At 59.2% G+C, this 19,691-nt stretch carries 17 protein-coding genes and 1 tRNA gene; all 18 read left to right on the forward strand.

Features of this window, described 5'->3' with window-relative positions:
* Window positions 1–137 precede the first annotated feature (137 nt).
* A complete protein-coding gene (locus VHB22_RS12070) occupies window positions 138–1,433 on the forward strand; it encodes a carbohydrate porin (protein WP_325457226.1) in 1,296 nt (431 codons plus the stop codon).
* Window positions 1,434–1,527: 94 nt separating this feature from the next.
* The gene (gene miaA / locus VHB22_RS12075) at window positions 1,528–2,454 is read left to right on the forward strand and encodes a tRNA (adenosine(37)-N6)-dimethylallyltransferase MiaA (RefSeq protein ID WP_325457227.1); all 927 of its coding nucleotides are present in this window, start codon (window positions 1,528–1,530) and stop codon (window positions 2,452–2,454) included.
* Window positions 2,455–2,552: 98 nt separating this feature from the next.
* Complete coding sequence (locus VHB22_RS12080) at window positions 2,553–4,319, forward strand: acetolactate synthase 3 large subunit (protein WP_325457228.1); 1,767 nt, start codon at window positions 2,553–2,555, stop codon at window positions 4,317–4,319.
* The gene (locus VHB22_RS12085) at window positions 4,316–4,846 is read left to right on the forward strand and encodes a hypothetical protein (RefSeq protein WP_325457229.1); all 531 of its coding nucleotides are present in this window, start codon (window positions 4,316–4,318) and stop codon (window positions 4,844–4,846) included. The genes VHB22_RS12080 and VHB22_RS12085 overlap by 4 nt, the downstream gene beginning before the upstream one ends.
* 2 nt (window positions 4,847–4,848) lie before the next feature.
* Complete coding sequence (locus tag VHB22_RS12090; protein WP_325457230.1) at window positions 4,849–5,523, forward strand: glutathione S-transferase family protein; 675 nt, start codon at window positions 4,849–4,851, stop codon at window positions 5,521–5,523.
* Between the two features lie 16 nt (window positions 5,524–5,539).
* Window positions 5,540–6,085, forward strand: coding sequence for an acetolactate synthase small subunit (ilvN, locus tag VHB22_RS12095; RefSeq protein WP_325457231.1), 546 nt, complete (start codon window positions 5,540–5,542; stop codon window positions 6,083–6,085).
* 80 nt (window positions 6,086–6,165) lie between these two features.
* A complete protein-coding gene (locus VHB22_RS12100; protein WP_325457232.1) occupies window positions 6,166–6,771 on the forward strand; it encodes a LysE family translocator in 606 nt (201 codons plus the stop codon).
* 273 nt (window positions 6,772–7,044) lie between these two features.
* On the forward strand, window positions 7,045–8,064 hold the full coding sequence (ilvC, locus tag VHB22_RS12105) for a ketol-acid reductoisomerase (protein WP_325457233.1): 1,020 nt from the start codon (window positions 7,045–7,047) through the stop codon (window positions 8,062–8,064).
* Between the two features lie 164 nt (window positions 8,065–8,228).
* The gene (locus VHB22_RS12110) at window positions 8,229–9,296 is read left to right on the forward strand and encodes a hypothetical protein (RefSeq protein WP_325457234.1); all 1,068 of its coding nucleotides are present in this window, start codon (window positions 8,229–8,231) and stop codon (window positions 9,294–9,296) included.
* A gap of 671 nt (window positions 9,297–9,967) precedes the next feature.
* The gene (locus tag VHB22_RS12115) at window positions 9,968–10,663 is read left to right on the forward strand and encodes an NUDIX hydrolase (RefSeq protein ID WP_325457235.1); all 696 of its coding nucleotides are present in this window, start codon (window positions 9,968–9,970) and stop codon (window positions 10,661–10,663) included.
* Window positions 10,664–10,775: 112 nt separating this feature from the next.
* Complete coding sequence (locus tag VHB22_RS12120; RefSeq protein WP_325457236.1) at window positions 10,776–11,690, forward strand: PhzF family phenazine biosynthesis protein; 915 nt, start codon at window positions 10,776–10,778, stop codon at window positions 11,688–11,690.
* 346 nt (window positions 11,691–12,036) lie between these two features.
* Window positions 12,037–13,617, forward strand: coding sequence for a 2-isopropylmalate synthase (locus VHB22_RS12125; protein ID WP_325457237.1), 1,581 nt, complete (start codon window positions 12,037–12,039; stop codon window positions 13,615–13,617).
* A gap of 163 nt (window positions 13,618–13,780) precedes the next feature.
* Entirely contained in the window at window positions 13,781–14,821 is a 1,041-nt protein-coding gene (locus VHB22_RS12130) for a rod shape-determining protein (RefSeq protein WP_325457238.1), read from the forward strand.
* A 44-nt stretch (window positions 14,822–14,865) separates the two neighbouring features.
* Window positions 14,866–15,810 carry a rod shape-determining protein MreC gene (gene mreC, locus VHB22_RS12135; protein ID WP_325457239.1) on the forward strand — a complete coding sequence of 315 codons (945 nt, stop codon included), beginning with the start codon at window positions 14,866–14,868 and terminating at the stop codon, window positions 15,808–15,810.
* Entirely contained in the window at window positions 15,807–16,322 is a 516-nt protein-coding gene (gene mreD / locus VHB22_RS12140; protein ID WP_325457240.1) for a rod shape-determining protein MreD, read from the forward strand. The genes mreC and mreD overlap by 4 nt, the downstream gene beginning before the upstream one ends.
* A gap of 3 nt (window positions 16,323–16,325) precedes the next feature.
* Window positions 16,326–18,200 (forward strand): penicillin-binding protein 2, encoded by a 1,875-nt coding sequence (gene mrdA, locus VHB22_RS12145; protein ID WP_325457241.1) that lies wholly within the window; start codon window positions 16,326–16,328, stop codon window positions 18,198–18,200.
* Complete coding sequence (rodA, locus tag VHB22_RS12150) at window positions 18,201–19,352, forward strand: rod shape-determining protein RodA (protein WP_325457242.1); 1,152 nt, start codon at window positions 18,201–18,203, stop codon at window positions 19,350–19,352.
* Between the two features lie 168 nt (window positions 19,353–19,520).
* Window positions 19,521–19,596, forward strand: a tRNA-Lys gene (locus VHB22_RS12155).
* The last annotated feature ends 95 nt before the right edge of the window (window positions 19,597–19,691 follow it).

Genomic DNA, 19,691 nt, shown 5'->3' on the forward strand with positions numbered 1-19,691 from the left:
CCCCATCCCAAACTTGACTAACCGGGTCAACTAAACTGAAGTCGAGTTGGAGATTGCTTGGGTAGCTTAGCTGTTGCCGTAGACAAACGGCGGGGTCGTTCTGCATTGGGCGCCGCTGCGGCACATGGGGGACTGGAATGAAGTCTTTACTGAGGGCTGGTGCGGTGTCGGCATTGGCGCTGGTATCGCTTGGCACGATCGCGGGGGCGCAGGCGGACGACAAGCCTGTGACTGGCATCCCTGACGATTCGATTGCACAGGGGTGGGACGATCCTGTGCGTGCGGCGTTCGCGCGGCAGGGCATCCTCTACGGCGTCAACTGGATCGGCGAATACTGGAACGTTGCCAAAGGCGCGAACTCCACGGGGTCGAACTTCGACGGGCGTCTTGAAGTTTACACCGATATCGACCTCGAAAAGCTGCTCGGCTGGAAGGGCGGCGCTATCCACGCCAATGCCTATTACATCCACGGCATCGGCGCCTCGACGGACCGCGTCGGCAATATCTTCGCCGTCAGCAACATCGAAGGCGACGAGACATTCCGCCTGTTCGAGCTTTGGTTCGAACAGTCGATGCTGCAAGATAAGTTGAAAGTCCGCGTCGGCTCAATCGCTGCCGACAGCGAATTTTTCATCAGCGACACGGCCGCGCAATTCATCAACGGTACGTTCGGCTGGCCTGGCATCACCGCCGCCGATCAGGCGGCCGGTGGCCCTGGTTATCCGCTCGCCTCTCTCGGCGCCCGAGTCCAGTATTCCCCGAACGATAACCTCACGATCCTGGCTGCAATCTTCAACGGCAGCCCAGCCGATCCGTTCGCCGACGATCCGCAAAAGGATAATCGTCACGGCGTCGAGTTTCGTCTGGAAGACGACCCGCTCATCATGATCGAGGGGCAGTTCAAATACGATGTCGGGTTGCCGGGAACGTTGAAGCTCGGCGGCTGGCGGCAATTCAATCACTACGCACCGCAGTTCCTTGACCCGAGCATCTTGGACACCAGTTCCGGTGTCTATGGGATCATCGATCAGCAAATCTGGAAGGGCGAGGGCGATAAGGCCGTTACGATCTTCGGACGCGGATCGGTCAGTCCCGACCGGCAGAACCTGATCGATAAGTATTTCGACACTGGCATCGTCTTCGCCGGCTTCGTGCCGGGCCGTGACAAGGACACCTTCGGCGCCGCGTTCGGTTATGGCAACATTTCGGACGATCTCCGCCGGGCGCAGATCCAGGACGGCGTACCGGTTGTCTCGGATTATGAGTCGGTGCTTGAGCTGAACTACGTCGCTCAGATCCGCCCCGGCTTCTCGATCGTTCCGGACTTCCAGTACATCTGGAATCCAGGTGGTCGCGTCGGCAGCGATGAGGACGATACCAAGCCGATCAAGGACGCAGCGGTCTTCGGCATGCGCACGAACATCAGCTGGTAAATATCGGAAATCGGCGGCTAGTGAAGGCTTTCGCCGGACGTTCGCTTTAACGCCTCCTGGCGCGCGCCACACGGCTGCGCTAGGAGGCGTTTCCATGAGCGACGCCAAAAATGAACTTGCCCCGATCCTGATCGCCGGACCGACGGCAAGCGGAAAGTCCGCATTAGCGATTGCTATCGCCGAGCATGTCGGCGGCGTGATCATCAATGCCGACAGTATGCAGGTCTATCGCGAGCTTCGCGTTTTGACTGCGCGGCCATCGCCCGAGGACGAGGCGCGCATCCCGCATCGGCTGTACGGTTTCGTCCCTGCGGCGGAAGCATATTCGACAGGGCGCTTCGTTTCTGATGCCACGGCGGCAATTGCGAAGGCGCGCGAGGAGAGCCGTCGGCCTGTGATTGTCGGCGGCACCGGTCTCTATTTCAAAGCGCTGCTCGAAGGGTTGTCGCCGATCCCGCCTATAGACCCATCTATTCGCGACCATTGGCGCGCCGAAGCGGAACGGCGCGGTGCCGCCGATCTTTATCGGGAGCTGAGTTCTCGCGATGCACCAATGGCGGCGCGCCTGGCCCGGAGCGACACCCAACGCATCGTTCGCGCGCTTGAGGTGGTCGAGCAGACCGGCCGCTCGTTGGCGGAGTGGCAGACGATTCCCGGTACGCCAGTGATCGATGAAGCTGAAACCGTTCGCTTGCTCGTGACGCTCGACCGTGCCGAGCTTTACATGCGCGCCGATGCCAGGTTCAGCCAAATGATTGCCGGGGGCGCAATGGAGGAGGCACGCGCGCTTGCCGGACTCGATGCAAACCTGCCGGCCATGCGGGCTATCGGCTTAAGGCCGCTTCTTTCCGTGATTCGCGGAGAAAAGACCGCCGAGTCAGCCGCTGAAGTCGCCCGACTGGAGACCCGCCAATATATCAAACGGCAATTAACCTGGTTTAGACGTAATATGATTACGTGGAAGAATATAAATTTGAAATATATGGAACGTTCAATGCGTGAAATTTTCCCATTTATTTAGTGCTAGCATTGACCCACTACCCTTCTTTCCCTACGTTTCCGCAACTTTCGAAAGCTTCAAAAGAGACCGCCACGAGGCTGGTCCAAGGAGTTCGCCAGATGGCACGTACGATGACGGGCGCCGAAATCGTTTTGACGGCGCTCGCCGACCAAGGCGTCGAGTTTATTTTCGGCTATCCCGGCGGCGCCGTTCTTCCGATCTACGATGAACTGTTTCAGCAGGAGAAGATCCGCCACATCCTCGTGCGTCAGGAAGGTGGTGCGCTGCACGCTGCCGAAGGCTACGCGCGTTCGACTGGCAAGGTCGGCGTCTGTCTGGTGACCTCGGGGCCGGGCGCGACGAACGCGGTGACCGGACTGACCGACGCATTGATGGATTCCATTCCGATCGTCTGCATAACGGGCCAAGTCCCGACGCATCTGATCGGCAACGACGCCTTCCAGGAATGCGATACCGTCGGCATCACGCGCCCCTGCACGAAACACAACACCCTCGTGAAGAACGTCAATGACCTCGCACGCATTCTGCACGAAGCGTTTCAGATTGCGCGCACCGGCCGCCCCGGCCCGGTAGTCGTCGATATTCCGAAGGACGTGCAGTTTGCGACCGGCAATTACATCGGCCCGTCAAATATCCAGCACAAGACGTATCGCCCTTATTTGAAACCCGACCCGTCACCCGTGCGCGATGCGGTTGATCTGATCGCGTCAGCGAAGCGGCCCGTCTTCTATACCGGCGGCGGCGTCATCAACTCGGGCCCAAAGGCCAGCCAGCTGTTGCGTGAGCTTGTGCGCATGACAGGCTATCCAATCACGTCGACGCTGATGGGCCTCGGCGCTTATCCGGCCTCCGATAAACAGTGGCTCGGTATGCTCGGCATGCACGGCACCTATGAAGCCAACCTCGCGATGCACGATTGCGATGTAATGATCAACATCGGCGCGCGCTTCGATGATCGTATTACCGGTCGTACCGACGCGTTCTCGCCGGGCTCCAAAAAAATCCACGTCGATATCGATCCCTCGTCGATCAACAAGAATATTCAAGTCGATATCCCGATCGTAGGCGATTGCGCTTACGTGCTTGAAGAGATGCTGAAAATCTGGAAGGCGAAGGCGCCCGTCCTCGATAAAGCCGCGCATAAGGCGTGGTGGAAGCAGATCGACGGCTGGCGGAGCAAGAAATCTCTTGCCTACAAGAACTCCAAAGACATCATCATGCCGCAGTATGCGTGCCAGCGTCTCTATGAGTTGACGAAAGATCGCGACACATACTTCACGACCGAGGTCGGTCAACACCAGATGTGGGCCGCGCAATTCCTCCACTTCGAGGAGCCGAACCGTTGGATGACGTCAGGCGGATTGGGGACCATGGGCTATGGGCTGCCCGCAGCGATCGGCGTTCAGATGGCGCATCCCAAGTCGCTCGTCATCGACGTCGCAGGCGATGCCTCTATTCTGATGAACATTCAGGAATGTTCGACGGCGGTGCAGTATCGGCTACCGGTGAAAGTGTTCATCATGAACAATGAGTACATGGGCATGGTCCGCCAATGGCAGCAGCTTCTGCACGGTAACCGTCTGTCGGAAAGCTACACCGAGGCACTTCCCGATTTCGTGAAACTAGCTGAAGCCTACGGCTGGACCGGCATGCGGTGCGACCATCCTGCGGATCTCGATGACGCAATCGAACAGATGATCAATACTAAGGGCCCGGTCATTTTCGATTGCCATGTCGCGAAGCTCGCGAATTGCTTCCCGATGATCCCGTCGGGCAAGGCGCACAACGAGATGCTGCTCGGCGAGCATGTGACCGATGAAGAAGTCGAACGTGCCATTGGCGAGGAAGGCAAGGTGCTGGTTTGAGAAAATCCAAGATACGCGGCTGTCTCGGCGGTCTCCTGGTCTTACTCGCCTTGGGCGCGATGCGGGCAGCGCCTGCGTCCGCGAAAGAAACCTGGGATCACGTTGCAAACGTCAAGGAGGCCGCCAAGCGCCTTGCGGAACTTCATAAGCAAAAGGGCTCCGCAGGCGTCTTGAAGTTTCTCGACGCCTGCTATCGAACGCAAACGCTTTCGAGCAGCTATACGCCTGGAATGGAATCCTGCCTCGCGCAGGATTACATGCATTCTCAGATCCTCGCCCGGATTTATGCGCGCATTCCGCAGGCCGATCGTGTCCGCATGGGCATTCCCGCGCCCGAGGATATCGCCAACGGGATGGGCCAGCGCTTCGTCGCAACGTTTAAGCAGTATAAAATGTCGGTGAAGCAGGCAGAAGATTTCAAGAAGTTGGTCGATAAGGACGGCATGCCGATTTTCGTCAAATCGGTTTTCCCGAAACAGAATTCGGGCGGCAAGGACCACAACGCCGGCAAGCGGGACGCACGCTGACGATGTTGAAGTTAGTCATTGCCAATAAACTCTATTCGTCCTGGTCGCTGCGTCCCTGGGTGCTTCTAAAGACAGTCGGCATTCCATTCGAGGAAATCATCATTCCGCTGCGGCAGCCCGACAGCCGTCAGCGCGTGCTCGAATATTCGCCCTCGGGCAAGGTTCCGGCGCTCATCGATGGTGACGCCGTCATTTGGGAAAGCATGGCAATCGTCGAGCATCTGGCCGAAACGCATCCCGACAAAGCCATTTGGCCGAAGGATGCGAAGGCCCGCGCATATGCCCGGTCGATCGCGAATGAAATGCACGGTGGATTTCAGCCATTGCGACAGGGCTGCCCAATGCATCTTGGTGCGCGTTTTGCAACGCCGCCATTGACGGACTCTTTGAAAGCCAATGTTGATCGGGTCGAGGACATCTGGGCCGAGGCGCGCAACCGTTTCGGCGGCGGCGGTCCATACCTTTTTGGTGCATTCGGCGCGGCCGATGCGATGTATCTTCCTGTCGTGACCCGCTTCGAAACATACCAGATACCGGTACGCGAAGCGACGCGAACCTACATGGACACGATGCTCGCGCATCCCGAGTTCGTTGCGTGGCGCGAAGCGGCACTGAAAGAGACCTGGACGATCCCTGATTATGCGGCGGGGCATTCCCTCGTCGAAAGCTACGTCTGACGATGAGATGACCGCTATGGCCGAACGTCTGAAGCATACCCACTATCCGAGTCCGTCGCGATCGCAAGAGATCGTCTCGCGCACGCTGTCGATCTTCGTCGATAACGAACCCGGCGTCCTCGCACGCGTCATCGGACTTTTCGCCGGACGCGGCTACAACATCGACTCTCTGACCGTCACCGAGGTCGAACACGAAAAGCACCTGTCGCGGATCACCGTCATCACCAGCGGCACGCCCGCCGTTCTGCAGCAGATTAAATTTCAGCTCGAACGCCTCGTTCCAGTCCACCGTGTGCGAGACCTGACCGAGGAGGGCGACGCGATCGAACGCGAGCTTGCCTTGATTAAAGTCGTCGGCAAGGGCGAAAAGCGCATTGAGGCATTGCGGCTTGCCGAGATTTTCCGCGCCAGGGTCGTCGATACTTCAACCGAGCATTTCGTTTTCGAAATGACCGGAAAGCCTTCCAAGATCGAGACGTTTTTGAATCTCATGATCGACCTCGGACTGGCGGAAGTCTCCCGCACGGGCATCGCAGCGATAGGGCGCGGTGCGGTCGGCTGAGCGTTTCGAACTCTACCATTCGATGTGACTCGCCACGCGCCTCAGGATGCGCAGACGATTGACCGCTCTGCCGATGACAGATGTCCCATGAACTTCTTCTATCGTTGATCACGTTTGCCTTCGTATCCGCTATCACGCCGGGTCCGAACAACACCATGCTGCTTGCGTCCGGTGTGAATTTTGGGTTCGTCAGAACACGCCCGCACATTTTGGGCATTGTGATCGGCTTTACGATCATGGCAGCCGCAGTCGCACTCGGAGTCGGACGTATTTTCGCGCTTTTTCCGCCGCTCTACGGCGCGCTGCGAGTGATCAGCATCGCCTATCTCTTGTGGCTGGCATGGCGGATCGGAACGGCGGGCGCGACTGATCCTATTGTCGGCGATGAAGCGAAGCCGATGACATTTTTCGAAGCGGCGCTCTTTCAATGGGTCAATCCGAAAGGCTGGATGGTCTGTCTCAGTGTGGCGGCCAACTATGTGTCGCCGGACAGCCTATCGACAGACGTGGCGTTGCTTTCCGCGGTTTTTCTGATTGTCTCGATAATCTCGGCATCGAGCTGGGCCCTCTTTGGCACCTCGCTGCGCCCGCTTCTGAGCAATCACACCGCTATGCGTGTTTTCAACATTGCAATGGCAGTGGCGCTCGTCGCCTCGTTATGGCCGGTTGTGCGGGACATGATCTGATGCCGCGCTATTTTGAGCAATCGGCCGGCGGTGCAGGGAGCCGAGCCTTAACCGTTGCTCGGTTAATGCCACTCGATCGGCGCCCACAAATGGACTGCGGTAAAATATTCCCAGTAAGGGCAGTCGGTAGCACCCGCGAGACGTTGAATCCTCATCGCGATCTCTGTAGTTTCCGCCGAGATTTCAGGGAGCCCGGGCCCACGCAATCCGAGCCCCTTCGCTTTCAACCCAGCCCGAACGTCGATTCCGACCGGGGAACCCGAAAGGCCGCCCATGCGCGTCTATTACGATCGTGATGCCGATATCAATCTCATCAAATCCAAAAAGGTTGCCATTGTCGGCTACGGCAGCCAGGGCCACGCGCATGCGCTGAACCTTCGTGACTCCGGCGTCAAGGACGTTGCCATTGCGTTGCGGAAGGGCTCAGCTTCGGCGAAGAAGGCCGAGAACGAAGGCTTCAAAGTCATGGACGTGGCTGAGGCCGCCAAGTGGGCCGACGTCATCATGATGCTAACGCCCGACGAACTGCAGGGTGACATCTATAAAGAACATCTCGCGCCGAACATGAAGAAGGGCGCTGCGCTGATGTTCGCGCACGGCCTCAACGTCCATTTCAATCTGATCGAACCGCGCGACGATCTCGATGTCGGCATGGTGGCACCGAAGGGCCCCGGGCACACCGTCCGTGGCGAATATCAGAAAGGCGGCGGCGTGCCGTGCTTGATCGCGGTGCACCAGGACAAGAGCGGAAACGCGCATGATCTCTTCCTGTCGTATGCCTCGGCTATCGGTGGCGGCCGTTCGGGCGTCATCGAAACGACCTTCCGCGAAGAATGCGAGACCGACCTTTTCGGCGAGCAAGCTGTGCTCTGCGGCGGCCTCGTCGAGATGATCCGCGCCGGCTTCGAAACGCTCGTTGAGGCGGGCTATGCGCCCGAGATGGCGTATTTCGAATGCCTCCACGAGGTAAAGCTGATCGTCGATCTCATCTATGAGGGCGGCATCGCCAACATGAACTACTCGATCTCGAATACGGCCGAGTACGGTGAATATCGCACCGGCCCGCGCATCATTACGCCCGAGACGAAGGCCGAGATGAAGAAGGTTCTCGCCGACATTCAATCGGGCCGCTTCACACGCGACTGGATGCTCGAATGCAAGGCCGGTCAACCGAGCTTCAAGGCGACCCGCCGCCTCAACGATAGTCATCAAATCGAGGAAATCGGCGCCAAGCTTCGCGGCATGATGCCGTGGATCTCAAAAAACAAGCTGGTCGATAAAGGCAAAAACTGATCGCGGCCGCTGACACTCCCTCGGCCCGCTTTGCGGGAAGAGGGAATATCGTCGGACCGCAATACCGCAGGAAATAAACCACGTGGCGAATTTCTCTTCGCCACGTGATCTTTTATTCAGCTGTTTCCTGTGCTCTCCTCCCCATCGAGGGACGGAGTCCGCATTTGTCCAATCCACCGCATAAGCCACTGCAACTTGTCGCGTGGTGCGCCCGCCGCACAGCGGTACTCCTTGCCGTCGTCTTCACCGTCTTTGCGCCCTCCGCCTCTTTGGCCGAGCCGCAGCAGGTTCCGCAGACAACAACGGAGAGCGCAAAACCCGAGCGTGTCGTTGTCGGCATCTACGTCAACGACATCCAGGAAGTCGATTTCCCGACCCACAGCTATGCCGTCGATTTCTATGCTTGGTTTCGCTGGAAATCGCCGAACCTCGATCCGGCGAAATCGATGGAGTTCATGAACCGGTACGCACCGACCGAACATCAGCGCGATTTCCTTCTAGATAAACCGAAAGCAATGCCGGACGGCAGGCTCTATTCCATTTTGCGCGAACAGGGGCGCTTCGCGACGAAATTCAATTTGAGTCGGTATCCATTCGATCATCAGGCGCTGAAGATCGAGATCGAGGACACGCTCGCGTCGAGCGACGATCAAGTTTACGTACCGGATCAGGTTCCCGTCCTGCTCAATCCGAATATTACATTGCCCGGCTTTCTCGTCGGCAAGCCGACGATGAAAATCACCGATCACACTTATCCGACCAATTTCGGCGACCTGACGGTACCGTCCGCCGAAAGCTATTCGCGTGTGACGATTGAAATTCCAATCACCCGCGCACTCGTAACTGTGACCGTCAAGGCCTTCCTGCCTGTGCTGCTCATCGTCGTTTGCGCGCTGCTGATCTTCTTCATCATGCCGTCACGAGTCGATGGACGCATCGGCCTCGGCATTACCGCGCTGCTGACCTTGGTCGCGCTGCAGCTGACGGCGTCATCGAGCCTGCCTGAAGTCGGCTACCTGATGCTGATCGATAAAGTCTATCTCGCGTCATACGCCTTTATCATTGCGGCGCTGGCCAGAGTCGTCGCCACGAGTTGGAGCGGCGAGGACGGCCGCTCTGTCGAAGCGGTGGCGCGCGCCGATAAGGTGTGGGCCGGGATTCTGCTGGCCGCTTATATCATCTCGATAGCTTTATCCGCGGCCTGGACATTTAAGATGCTGCCGGGAATTTGACCGGCGCCGCCACCATTTTTCGGATGCTAAAAGCTGGATGCGCCGCGATTTGCATGCCAAACATTAGGTCGTGAACCAACCCGCGCTGCCGCTCTCTTGGGGAGGGTTTACGTGCGGCAGCGCAGGCGGTCCACGTCAAATCCAGCCGCCGCCCAGAAAACTGGACGAATGGCCGGGACTAACGTGGGCGGCAGAGGAGCGGGGACCTCTGCCGCCCGTTTCCGAATTCTGCCGCTCGCGCAGCTTCCTCGGATATGGCGGGGCTCCGCACGGTCCCAAACCGTGAGAGCCCGATGGCTTTCCATCGGGAGGCAGATGATCCATCTCACACCTCGCCGTGATGGAACCTGATGCAACACACCAGGACTGAAACCGGCAATGAGGTGCTGGGAGATCTTGACTGTCGCCCCCCAGCGACGCTGTCGTGATAGAGATATGCGATTGGAATCGTGTCCGCCTCATGACCGAAGTTCGCAAATTAGATGGCCGAGAAAAATTTGTGTGTGTCAGGCATCGGTAAAAACCTCGCGTCATATCAGCGCTTGGAGCATTTTGATCGCCCCAAATTTGATGAAATTGGTTTTAGTCAGATCGAGACTTAATTGTGGCTTACCCCACGCGTGACAATGCAGAACCAGCCTGAGCGAAAAAGGTTCCACTGCAGCGAAGGCGTGACAAAGCTTTCCTCGTGTTCGTTGCGCGTCGGCTCCGCGCCTTGGCCTTTTGCAATCGAAAACGCCAGCGCCATCGCGACGCATTGGAGGAAAGCCAAAGCAGCGAACCCGAATTATTTCGACGGCGTCGTCCATTTGGTCGACGCTTTCGAAGCCGCGGACGGCACATTGAATGCATCCCTGCTTCGAACGGATTTCAAAAGCTATCTCTATTGGCGCGAACAGGGCTTTCCCGCTGCCGGGGTTTTGGACGGATTTGGCTCGGCAGTCATTCGTTCGAACGACGGTCATCTCATGCTCGGACGCCAACGGGCAGGAAACGTCAACGGCGGTCTCGCGTATGCACCCGCAGGATTTATCGATGCACAAGATACCGACGACGACGGCTTCGTCCATATCGAACGCGCCGCAGTCCGCGAAGCCACGGAAGAGCTAGGCATCGATCCCGATCTGCTGGTGAGAGAAGAAGGCTTCTATCTAACCCGTTCCGGCGTGCAGCTTTCGATGGCGGTTCCATTGCGTGCGCAAATGTCGACTTCCGAATTCATGCGGCGTGCCGAGCAGCACATCGCGGAGTCCGATAATCCCGAGCTGGAGGCCGTAATTCCGGTTGCGAGTCTGCGCGACGTCGAAGACCTGCCGATGCCGCGCTACATGCGCCCCCTATTGGAAGCCATTTTTGCCGAAGGCTGACAGCTTGCGAATGAGCAAAAAAACGCTTGGCGGCGGCTAACCGTTGTCCCATGGTGCCGCGCGCTTTGCGCATCTTATAAAGTGTGCGGGGAAGCGGGGAGACAGGCGCAAGATGGCGCTCACGTATCATATTCTGGACGTCTTCACTGAGCGGCCATTCGGCGGCAACCCACTCGCCGTTGTCTTGGATGCCGATCCGTTGTCGAGCGCTGATATGCAGAAGGTCGCGCGCGAGTTCAATCTTTCGGAAACCGTCTTCGTCTTGACGCCGACGAGCGCGGGCCATACGGCGCGCATCCGCATCTTCACGCCGAGCCGCGAACTTGCTTTCGCCGGCCATCCGACGCTTGGGACAGCAGCGCTTTTGGCGGAGCTTCGGACGCAGCCGCAACTCAACGGCGAGCGGGATGCGATCATTGCACTTGAAGAGGAAATCGGCAGCATCCGCGTGGGTGTCAGACTGCGTTCTCAGGCCGCCGCCTATGGCGAATTCGATGCACCGAAAGCAGAGAATACCCTTGAGCGCCTTTCTGAGCCCGAGGAAATTTCCGCCGCGGTCGGCCTGATCCCGACCGAGATCGGATTTGAAAATCACAAGCCGACTCTGCTTCGCGGTTCGAATACGTTCGCGTTCATGCCGGTCTCGAATCTAGAAGCCATGTCAAAGGTGAAGGTCGCGCCGTTGCATTGGTCGCGGGCGTTCACGGCGCGGGGTGTCCACGGTGTCTATCTCTATACCCGCCAGTCCGTGCGTGTTCAGTCCGCCTTCCACGCGCGCATGTTTGCGCCCGATCTCGGCGTGCCCGAAGATCCCGCAACCGGCTCTGCAGCGGCAGGCTTCGCCTATGTGATTAACGAATTCGACGAGCTTCCCGATGGCACGCATAAACGGGCCATAGAGCAGGGGATTGAAATGGGACGACCGAGCGCCATCACGCTGACGATGATGATGGCGCGCAACAAGCTCGAAACGGTCCGCATCGGCGGTCACGCCGTCCGCATTGCCGAGGGAACCCTGAGATTTTAGCGGATCGGGGCCGAGAATTTTGTCCCGCTCTTGATTTTTCTTAGCAACTTCGGGTATTCCAGCCGCATCGGCCGCTGGCCGAAGGGTTTTTTTGGTTTCGATTCCGTCATGTCGCGCCTGAACGACATCGCTGCTTTCGCCTTTCCCGCTTCGGCCGGGCCGGCTGAGCGCGCGTCCGCGCCTCTATTTGACCTTTCGCTGCTCCTTACCGGCCCCTGGGCCGCATGACGCCCGGCCGTCTGCCGGGTTCGTGCCCAGGGGATTGGACGGCCTTCAAAATGAGCGTAGAGCGAAGCGATAAGCGGCGACCCCTGAGAGGCGGTCGCCCGGCAAAGGATAAAGACCAATGACGTCCGTTACCGACAATGCGCCCGCAGCGGCGAAGCGCGACGAAGACAAAATAGTCATTTTCGATACGACCCTGCGCGACGGCGAGCAGTGCCCCGGAGCCACGATGACCTTCGAGGAAAAGCTCCAGGTCGCTGAGCTTCTCGACGACATGGGCGTCGATATCATCGAGGCCGGTTTTCCGATCGCCTCCGAAGGCGACTTCGAGGCCGTGACCGAGATTTCCAAGCTCGCCAAGAATTCCGTCGTGTGCGGCCTTGCCCGGGCCAACCTCGCAGATATCGATCGCGCGGGCGAAGCCATCAAGCACGCCAGGCGCAGCCGCATTCATACGTTCATCGGCACATCGCCGCTGCATCGCCAGCATCAGCTGCAACTCACGCAGGAGCAGGTGCACGAACGTGTCATTGCGTCGGTCACACGCGCCCGCGGCTATACCGACGACGTCGAATGGAGCGCAATGGACGCGACGCGCACCGAACATGACTACCTCTGTCGCGTCTGCGAAGCCGCGATCAAAGCCGGTGCCATGACGATCAATATTCCCGATACCGTCGGCTACGCGCTGCCCGAGGAATATTTCGATCTGATCATGATGCTGAAGACGCGCGTGCCCGGCATGGATAAGGTCGTCATTTCGACCCATTGCCATGACGACCTCGGCCTGGCGGTTGCGAACTCGCTCGCCGGTATTTCGGCCGGGGCGCGTCAGATCGAATGCACGATCAACGGTCTCGGTGAGCGCGCCGGCAACGCGGCTCTCGAAGAAATCGTCATGGCGATCCGTACGCGTCATGATCTTCTGCCGCACTTCACAGGCATCAAAACGGAAATGCTGTCGCGTGCGTCGAAGCTCGTTTCGGCCGTGACCAATTTTCCGGTGCAGTACAACAAGGCCATCGTCGGCCGGAATGCCTTCGCGCACGAAAGCGGCATCCACCAGGACGGCGTGCTGAAGAACGTCGAGACTTACGAGATCATGACGCCGGAATCGGTCGGCGTCGGAAAGTCGTCACTGGTCATGGGCAAGCACTCGGGCCGCGCCGCCTTCAAGTCGAAATTGAAGGAGCTGGGCTATAATCTCGGCGACAACGCGATGGAGGACGCCTTCAATCGCTTCAAGGCGCTCGCCGACAAGAAGAAGCACGTCTACGACGAAGACATCGAAGCGCTTGTCGATGAAGGCGTTGCGCACATCAACGATCGCGTGAAAGTTTCTGCGCTGACCGTGATCGCAGGAACGATGGGTCCGCAGACGGCGACATTAACGCTCGATGTCGAAGGCCAGTCGCAAACCGTGCAGAGTGTCGGCAACGGGCCTGTCGATGCAACCTTTAACGCGATCAAGCAGCTCCTGCCGCACAATGCGCGCCTCGACCTTTATCAGGTGCACGCAGTAACTGAGGGCACCGACGCACAGGCCGAGGTTTCCGTCCGTCTTGAGGAGGATGGGCGCATCGTCACTGGCCGCTCCGCCGATCCCGACACCCTCGTCGCCTCGGCGCGGGCCTACGTTGCCGCACTCAATAAACTCGTCGTGAAACGGCAGAAAACGACGCAGGCACAACAGGCAGTATAACATCGCGTTTTTTCGCGTTTATCATCACGCAAGGCAGGGTAGCGCACCACAGGCGAGGCGCGCTATCCTGCATCCGGCACCGGCCCTTCGGCTGGTCGTCTTTCTTTGAGTAGCGCTGCCCGGTTTCAGCCGGCCTAGCGAGGTGCAGGTCGGATCACGCATCATGTTTGGACTAGGCGTCAGCAGGGTGCTCTCCGACAACATCGCGATCGACCTCGGCACCGCCAATACGCTCGTCTATGTCGACGGTCGGGGCGTCATCATTGACGAGCCCTCCGTTGTTGCCATCCGTTCGCGCGGCGGCACGCGCGAGGTTCTGGCAGTCGGCGAGAAAGCGAAACAGATGCTCGGGCGCACGCCCGAAAGCATCGAGACGATCCGCCCGCTGCGCGACGGCGTCATCGCCGACTTCATCGCCACCGAGGAAATGCTGCGCCAGTTCATCGGCCGCACGAAGTCGCTCATCGATTTTATCCGACCGCGCATCCTCGTGTGTGTGCCCGCTGGCGCGACACCTGTCGAACGCCGCGCAGTCTACGAGACAGCTCTCTCCGCCGGCGCGCGGCGTGTCTATCTCGTCGAAGAACCCGTCGCGGCAGCTATCGGCGCGGGCATACCTATCGACGAGCCGAAGGGTTCGATGATCGTCGATATCGGCGGCGGCACCACGGATGCGGCCGTCCTGTCCTTTGGCGGCGTCGTCCAGGCGCGCTCCATTCGCTGCGGCGGCAATGCCATGGACGAGGCCATCATTCGCTACGTTCGCCGCAACCACCAGCTTCTGATCGGCGAAAGCAACGCCGAGCGCATCAAGATCGAGGCGGGCTCTGCGTCGCGCATCATCAACGGCGAAACGGCTGAGATCTTCATCCGTGGCCGAGAGGTCCGCGAAGGCAAACCCAAAACCGTCGTGCTTGCGCCGCATCAGGTGGCCGAAGCGCTGGAAGGCCCGATCGAGCAGATCGCCGAATTCATTCAGCACGCGATCGAAGATCTTCCGCCCGAGATTTCGACCGACATTTGCGAGCGCGGAGTCTATCTGTCGGGAGGCGGGTCAAAGCTTGCCAAGCTCGACGAGGAGCTTGAACGCCGGACCGGCGTAAAATTCAATCTTCCCGAGAAACCCGAACATTGCGTCATCGCGGGCTCAGCTGCAATTCTTGGTACGCTCAAGGAGCGCGAGCATTTGTTGATCAAGCCCTGACGCGATATTGAGCCCAGCCGGGACGCGGAGCAGCGACAATCGGAATGGCGCGACTGAGCGATGATAAATCTTTTCTCCAGCGCGGCGGAAGCATCACGCCGCGGCGACGCGTGCGCCCGATACTGCTGTTTCTGATTTTCATCTCGCTCGCTCTGATGATACTGAGCCGCCTTCATCACAGTACGCTGAACGAGGCGCGCTGGCGCATTGCATCCTCGTTTGCTCCCGTATTGCAGGCCGCAACCGTGCCGGTCGAGCCGTTGCGCGAGATTGGTCGTACCATTTCCTCGCAACTGGATTTGACCGCCGAGCTTCAACGTCTCAAGGCGGAGAATCAGAAGCTCAGCGGCTGGGAATGGCGCGCGAGGCAGCTCGAAGCCAAGCTCGCCGATCTGGAGGCATTGGCGAAAGTTGTTCCGGAAAAACACATCGAGTTCGTCACTAGCCGCGTCATTGCGGACTCGAGCGGCCCATTTGCGCGAAGCGTGATGATCAATTCCGGAAGCAATCAGAAAGTGAAGATAGGCTATCCGGTCATCAACGCGGACGGACTCGTCGGTCGCGTCGCCGACGTCGGAGCAAATTCGTCGCGCGTGCTGCTCGCAAACGATGCCGATAGTCGCATTCCCGTCAGCGTCGGCGCGGCCGCCACGCGAGCCATTCTCGTTGGAGACAATGGTTCGCGGCCTCGGCTTCTTTACCTGCCTGATGGCCCGAAAGTCTCTGCGGGCGACGACGTCGCAACATCCGGAACGGGTGGTCTGTTTCCGCGCGGGCTTCGCGTGGGGAAGGTGGCAAATGGTAATCTCGACGACCCGCACGTTATCCTCCGCGCGAATCTGGATCGTCTTGAATATGTGAGCGTCCTTTTCTTCGATGGACCGTCGCGAGCGCTGATCGAACGCTTCGGCAAGGCGCAAACGGATCGATTTCCACGCGCCGACCAACGGCAAAAACGTCTGTCGTCGGATGGAGGATCCGCCCGATGAACTGGAGCAGGCTTGTCGCTCCAATCGGTTCGGTCGCTGTGCTGACGCTCATAGCGGCGCTTCCTCTTGGCATTCCGGCAGGCGACCGCTTTTTCCTGCCGCTGCTTCCGGTCATCGCGATTCACTACTGGACGCTTCGTCACGACGCGTGGTTGCCAGAGTGGGTCGTCTTCCTCGCTGGTTTGACGCTCGATATTCTCACGCATGGGCCGGTCGGCTATTGGGCATTCATCTATCTTCTTGCACATCTGACGGCGACGCTCAGTGCGCGCCTGCACCTCGAAAGCTCGCTTGACCGTCTGTTGCTCCTAGGTCTTGCGATCGTCGTCATCACATTCGCCGCGTGGCTCACGGCCTCGATTTATTTCTTCGACCTACTCGATCCGTTGCCTTATGCGACGGGCGCCGTCCTTGCCAGTATTTGCGCTCTCTTCGTCATCCTGCCTTTGCTTCGTCTTGTGGACGGTGCCGCCGAACCAGGACGAAGCATGCGCTTGACGCGCGGAGGATAAACGATGTCGGAGAAGGACGACACGCGCCATTCCCCGGACCGTCGGTTCACGCGTCGAAGTCTCGTTCTCGGAGGTGCACAAGCTATAGGCTTCTCCTTGGTCGCCTGGAGGCTTTTCGATCTTCAGATCGTCCAACGCGATCGCTACGCGCCACTCGCAGAGCAAAACCGCTTTAACGTGCAGATTCTTCCGCCCCGGCGCGGGCAAATTCTCGACCGCAACGGCCGGCCGCTCGCAGACAATCAGGAAATTTTTCGAGTCACGTTAACACCCGTGGAGGTCGACGATCTTCGCGCTGTCCTCGCGCAGCTTCATGATGTCGTGCCCCTCACAAACGACGAGATGTCGGAAACGTTAGCGCGCATAAAAAAGCAGAGCCGCTATAGTCCCGCCATCGTTGCGAGCGATCTCACATTCGAGCAAATTGCCAAGCTCAATTTGTTGGCGCCGAGCTTGCCCGGAATCGCCACCGAAACGACGTGGCGGCGCCGTTACCATGGCCGAGATTCCATCGGTCACGTAGTCGGGTTCGTGGGGAGTGTCGAACGCTTCGGCGTCAACGATGATCCCCTTCTGCGGTTGCCGGATATGCGAGTCGGTAAAAGCGGCGTCGAGGCAGGATTCGAAAAGGTGCTGCGCGGTTCCGGCGGCACCGAAAAGATTGAGGTAGATGCGCGCGGCCGCCGCGTTCGCACGCTCGAAACGATCGAACCTGTGAACGGTCGCAACGTGACGCTGTCAATCGATGCCGATCTTCAGCAAGTGGTCTTTTCGCGATTGCAGAAGGAAAGGACGGCCTCGGCAATTGTTTTCGACGTCAGGAGCGGAGAGACCGTCGTATGTAGTTCGGCGCCAAGCTTCGATCCCGCGCGCATCGCGGACGGTATCTCGGCGCCGGATTGGCAGAGCCTGATGACGGCACCTGATAAGCCGCTCATCAACCGTGTCGTTTCCAGCGAATACGCGCCGGGCTCGGCGTTCAAGCCTGTCACCGCGTTGGCCGCGCTCGACGCGAGCGTCGTATCGGCAGAAGAACGCATTCAATGCCCGGGCCACTATACCTTCGCCAATAAGACCTACCGTTGCTGGAACCCGGCCGGCCACGGTGATCTTACGATCCACGAGGCGTTGCGCTGCTCCTGCGACGTCTTCTTCTATGAAATCGCCCGACGCGCAGGAATTGCCAGGATCGCCGCCGCAGCGCGCCAACTCGGCCTTGGTGCCATCCACGATATCGGGCTGACGGAAGAGGAGGCGGGCGTCGTGCCCGATCCCGATTGGAAGCGCGGCAATTTCAACGCAGCTTGGCGCGCGAGTGAGACGCTGATGACCGGCATCGGCCAGGGATATCTGCAGGCCACGCCGCTGCAACTCGCCTTGATGACGGCACGCATTGCCGGTGGCCAGTCTCTCGTCCCGACGCTCGAAAAGCGCAATCTCAATGCGCAGGATCAAACGTTTCGCGCGCTGGCGTTTAAATCTGAGCATCTCGACATCGTTCGTGGCGGCATGCGCGCAGCGGTTAACGAAGACGGCGGCAACGACGGGCAAGCAAAGCTTGGCGATGGCCGTCCTGCCGTCGCAGGACAGTCCGGAACGTCGGCGCGTCGTCCGCGAAAAACGCAAATGGCGAATGAACAACGCCCATGGCAAAAACGCGATCACGCGATCTTCATCGCCTATATGCCCGCCGACGCGCCCCGCTACGCCATCGCAACAGTCATCGAACATGGCGGAAAAGGTGAGAATGCGGGGGCAGTCTTGACACGAGATATCTTAAATCTCGTACTCGATCGCGATGACCGTTCGCACGCCGGCAACAGTGCCGTAGACGGAAAGGCTTTGCCGCGTGCGCACATGGATCAAACGGCGGGTTAGATGAGCTTCTACAGCGTACAGAACAGCAGTCGTCCGCTCACCGCTACCGCGAAGCTGTGGCGTATCCATTGGCCGGTGCTGCTAACAACGTGCATCATCGCTGCCATCGGCACGATTACCCTTTACTCCGAATCTGGTGGATCATTTCAGCCCTGGTCCGAGCGCCAGACCCTGCGCTTTCTGGTGGCGCTGGTGCTCGTCATCGCAATGGCGCTCGTCCGCATAGAGGTTTGGATTAAGCTCTCCTATCCGGCTTATGCGGTCGCGCTCATCATGCTCGCGCTTGTGCCGGTCCTGGGCGTCGAGGTGCTGGGCGCCAGGCGTTGGATCAACGTCGGCCCGCTGTCGTTTCAGCCTTCGGAGCTGATGAAGTTTGCGCTCGTCGCAGCGATCGCGCGCTATTATCTTTGGCTGCCGCCGGAGCGCGTCGGGCGATGGCAATATGTGCTGATCCCTCTTGTCATGATCATCGTTCCGGCTCTGTTGACGCTGAAGCAGCCTGACCTCGGGTCGGCCATGGTGTTTGTCGTTCTCGGATTGGCATTGATGTTCCTGGCGGGCGTCCCGCGCGCGTATTTTGTTGTCGGCGCGGTTCTGGCGGTCGCCGCACTGCCTGTCGTTTGGTCCGGACTGCATGACTATCAGCGGCGCCGGATCGAGGTTTTTCTCGATCCCGGCATGGACCCGCTCGGCGCCGGTTATCATATCACGCAGTCGAAAATCGCGCTCGGCGCAGGCGGCTTTTCGGGTAAAGGTTTCATGCAGGGTACGCAAAGCCAACTCGATTTCGTACCGGAGAAACATACCGACTTCATCGCCAGCGCCATCGGCGAGGAATGGGGATTCGCGGGGCTAATGTTTCTGCTCGCGACTTACGCCGCATTGATCGCGATGATGACCGCAATGGCGTGGCGTTCCGAGAACCGTTTCGCTCGGCTTGTGATTGCCGGCTCGGCCATGACGTTCTTTATCTATGTGTTCGTCAACCTTGCGATGGTGACGGGCCTGGTACCGGTCGTCGGCATCCCATTGCCACTCGTATCCTACGGTGGATCGGCGTTGACGACGCTAATGGTCGGACTGGGTCTGGCCATGTCCGGTTATGTGCATGCCCGGACGCCGCGGCCGAGCAATATTGGCGCTTTTTGGTAGACCTACGGGCGACTTTTAGGGCCGCGCTCGACCGGTTCGGGCCGCTATCGGGGGAGGGGGTGGACAGCGCCACCCGCCGATGCTATGCGCTCCCTCCACGGGGCCCGCACGGGCCCCTTCGGCGTCCTAAGACACACGGCACGTGGTCTTTTTCTCGGGCGGCGCGGCGGGTGATTAGCTCAGTTGGTAGAGCAGCTGACTCTTAATCAGCGGGTCGAAGGTTCGAGTCCTTCATCACCCACCAAATGCCCGAAAAATTATAGTGCCGACGCCCGGGCGCAGCGAAAGACATATGTCCGTCGTTGTCAGGGGTGACGGCGTCGCCTACGTCTTGGCAGA

The organism is Hyphomicrobium sp. (assembly GCF_035548195.1).
In the GTDB taxonomy this organism is placed as follows: domain Bacteria; phylum Pseudomonadota; class Alphaproteobacteria; order Rhizobiales; family Hyphomicrobiaceae; genus Hyphomicrobium_B.

What these genes read in the sequence shown, in the direction of transcription:
- VHB22_RS12070 (WP_325457226.1), top strand. Translation starts at nt 138, where the DNA reads ATGAAGTCTTTACTGAGGGCTGGTGCGGTGTCGGCATTGGCGCTGGTA.
- miaA (WP_325457227.1), top strand. Translation starts at nt 1,528, where the DNA reads ATGAGCGACGCCAAAAATGAACTTGCCCCGATCCTGATCGCCGGACCG.
- VHB22_RS12080 (WP_325457228.1), top strand. Translation starts at nt 2,553, where the DNA reads ATGGCACGTACGATGACGGGCGCCGAAATCGTTTTGACGGCGCTCGCC.
- VHB22_RS12090 (WP_325457230.1), top strand. Translation starts at nt 4,849, where the DNA reads ATGTTGAAGTTAGTCATTGCCAATAAACTCTATTCGTCCTGGTCGCTG.
- ilvN (WP_325457231.1), top strand. Translation starts at nt 5,540, where the DNA reads ATGGCCGAACGTCTGAAGCATACCCACTATCCGAGTCCGTCGCGATCG.
- VHB22_RS12100 (WP_325457232.1), top strand. Translation starts at nt 6,166, where the DNA reads ATGTCCCATGAACTTCTTCTATCGTTGATCACGTTTGCCTTCGTATCC.
- ilvC (WP_325457233.1), top strand. Translation starts at nt 7,045, where the DNA reads ATGCGCGTCTATTACGATCGTGATGCCGATATCAATCTCATCAAATCC.
- VHB22_RS12120 (WP_325457236.1), top strand. Translation starts at nt 10,776, where the DNA reads ATGGCGCTCACGTATCATATTCTGGACGTCTTCACTGAGCGGCCATTC.
- VHB22_RS12125 (WP_325457237.1), top strand. Translation starts at nt 12,037, where the DNA reads ATGACGTCCGTTACCGACAATGCGCCCGCAGCGGCGAAGCGCGACGAA.
- VHB22_RS12130 (WP_325457238.1), top strand. Translation starts at nt 13,781, where the DNA reads ATGTTTGGACTAGGCGTCAGCAGGGTGCTCTCCGACAACATCGCGATC.
- mreC (WP_325457239.1), top strand. Translation starts at nt 14,866, where the DNA reads ATGGCGCGACTGAGCGATGATAAATCTTTTCTCCAGCGCGGCGGAAGC.
- mreD (WP_325457240.1), top strand. Translation starts at nt 15,807, where the DNA reads ATGAACTGGAGCAGGCTTGTCGCTCCAATCGGTTCGGTCGCTGTGCTG.
- mrdA (WP_325457241.1), top strand. Translation starts at nt 16,326, where the DNA reads ATGTCGGAGAAGGACGACACGCGCCATTCCCCGGACCGTCGGTTCACG.
- rodA (WP_325457242.1), top strand. Translation starts at nt 18,201, where the DNA reads ATGAGCTTCTACAGCGTACAGAACAGCAGTCGTCCGCTCACCGCTACC.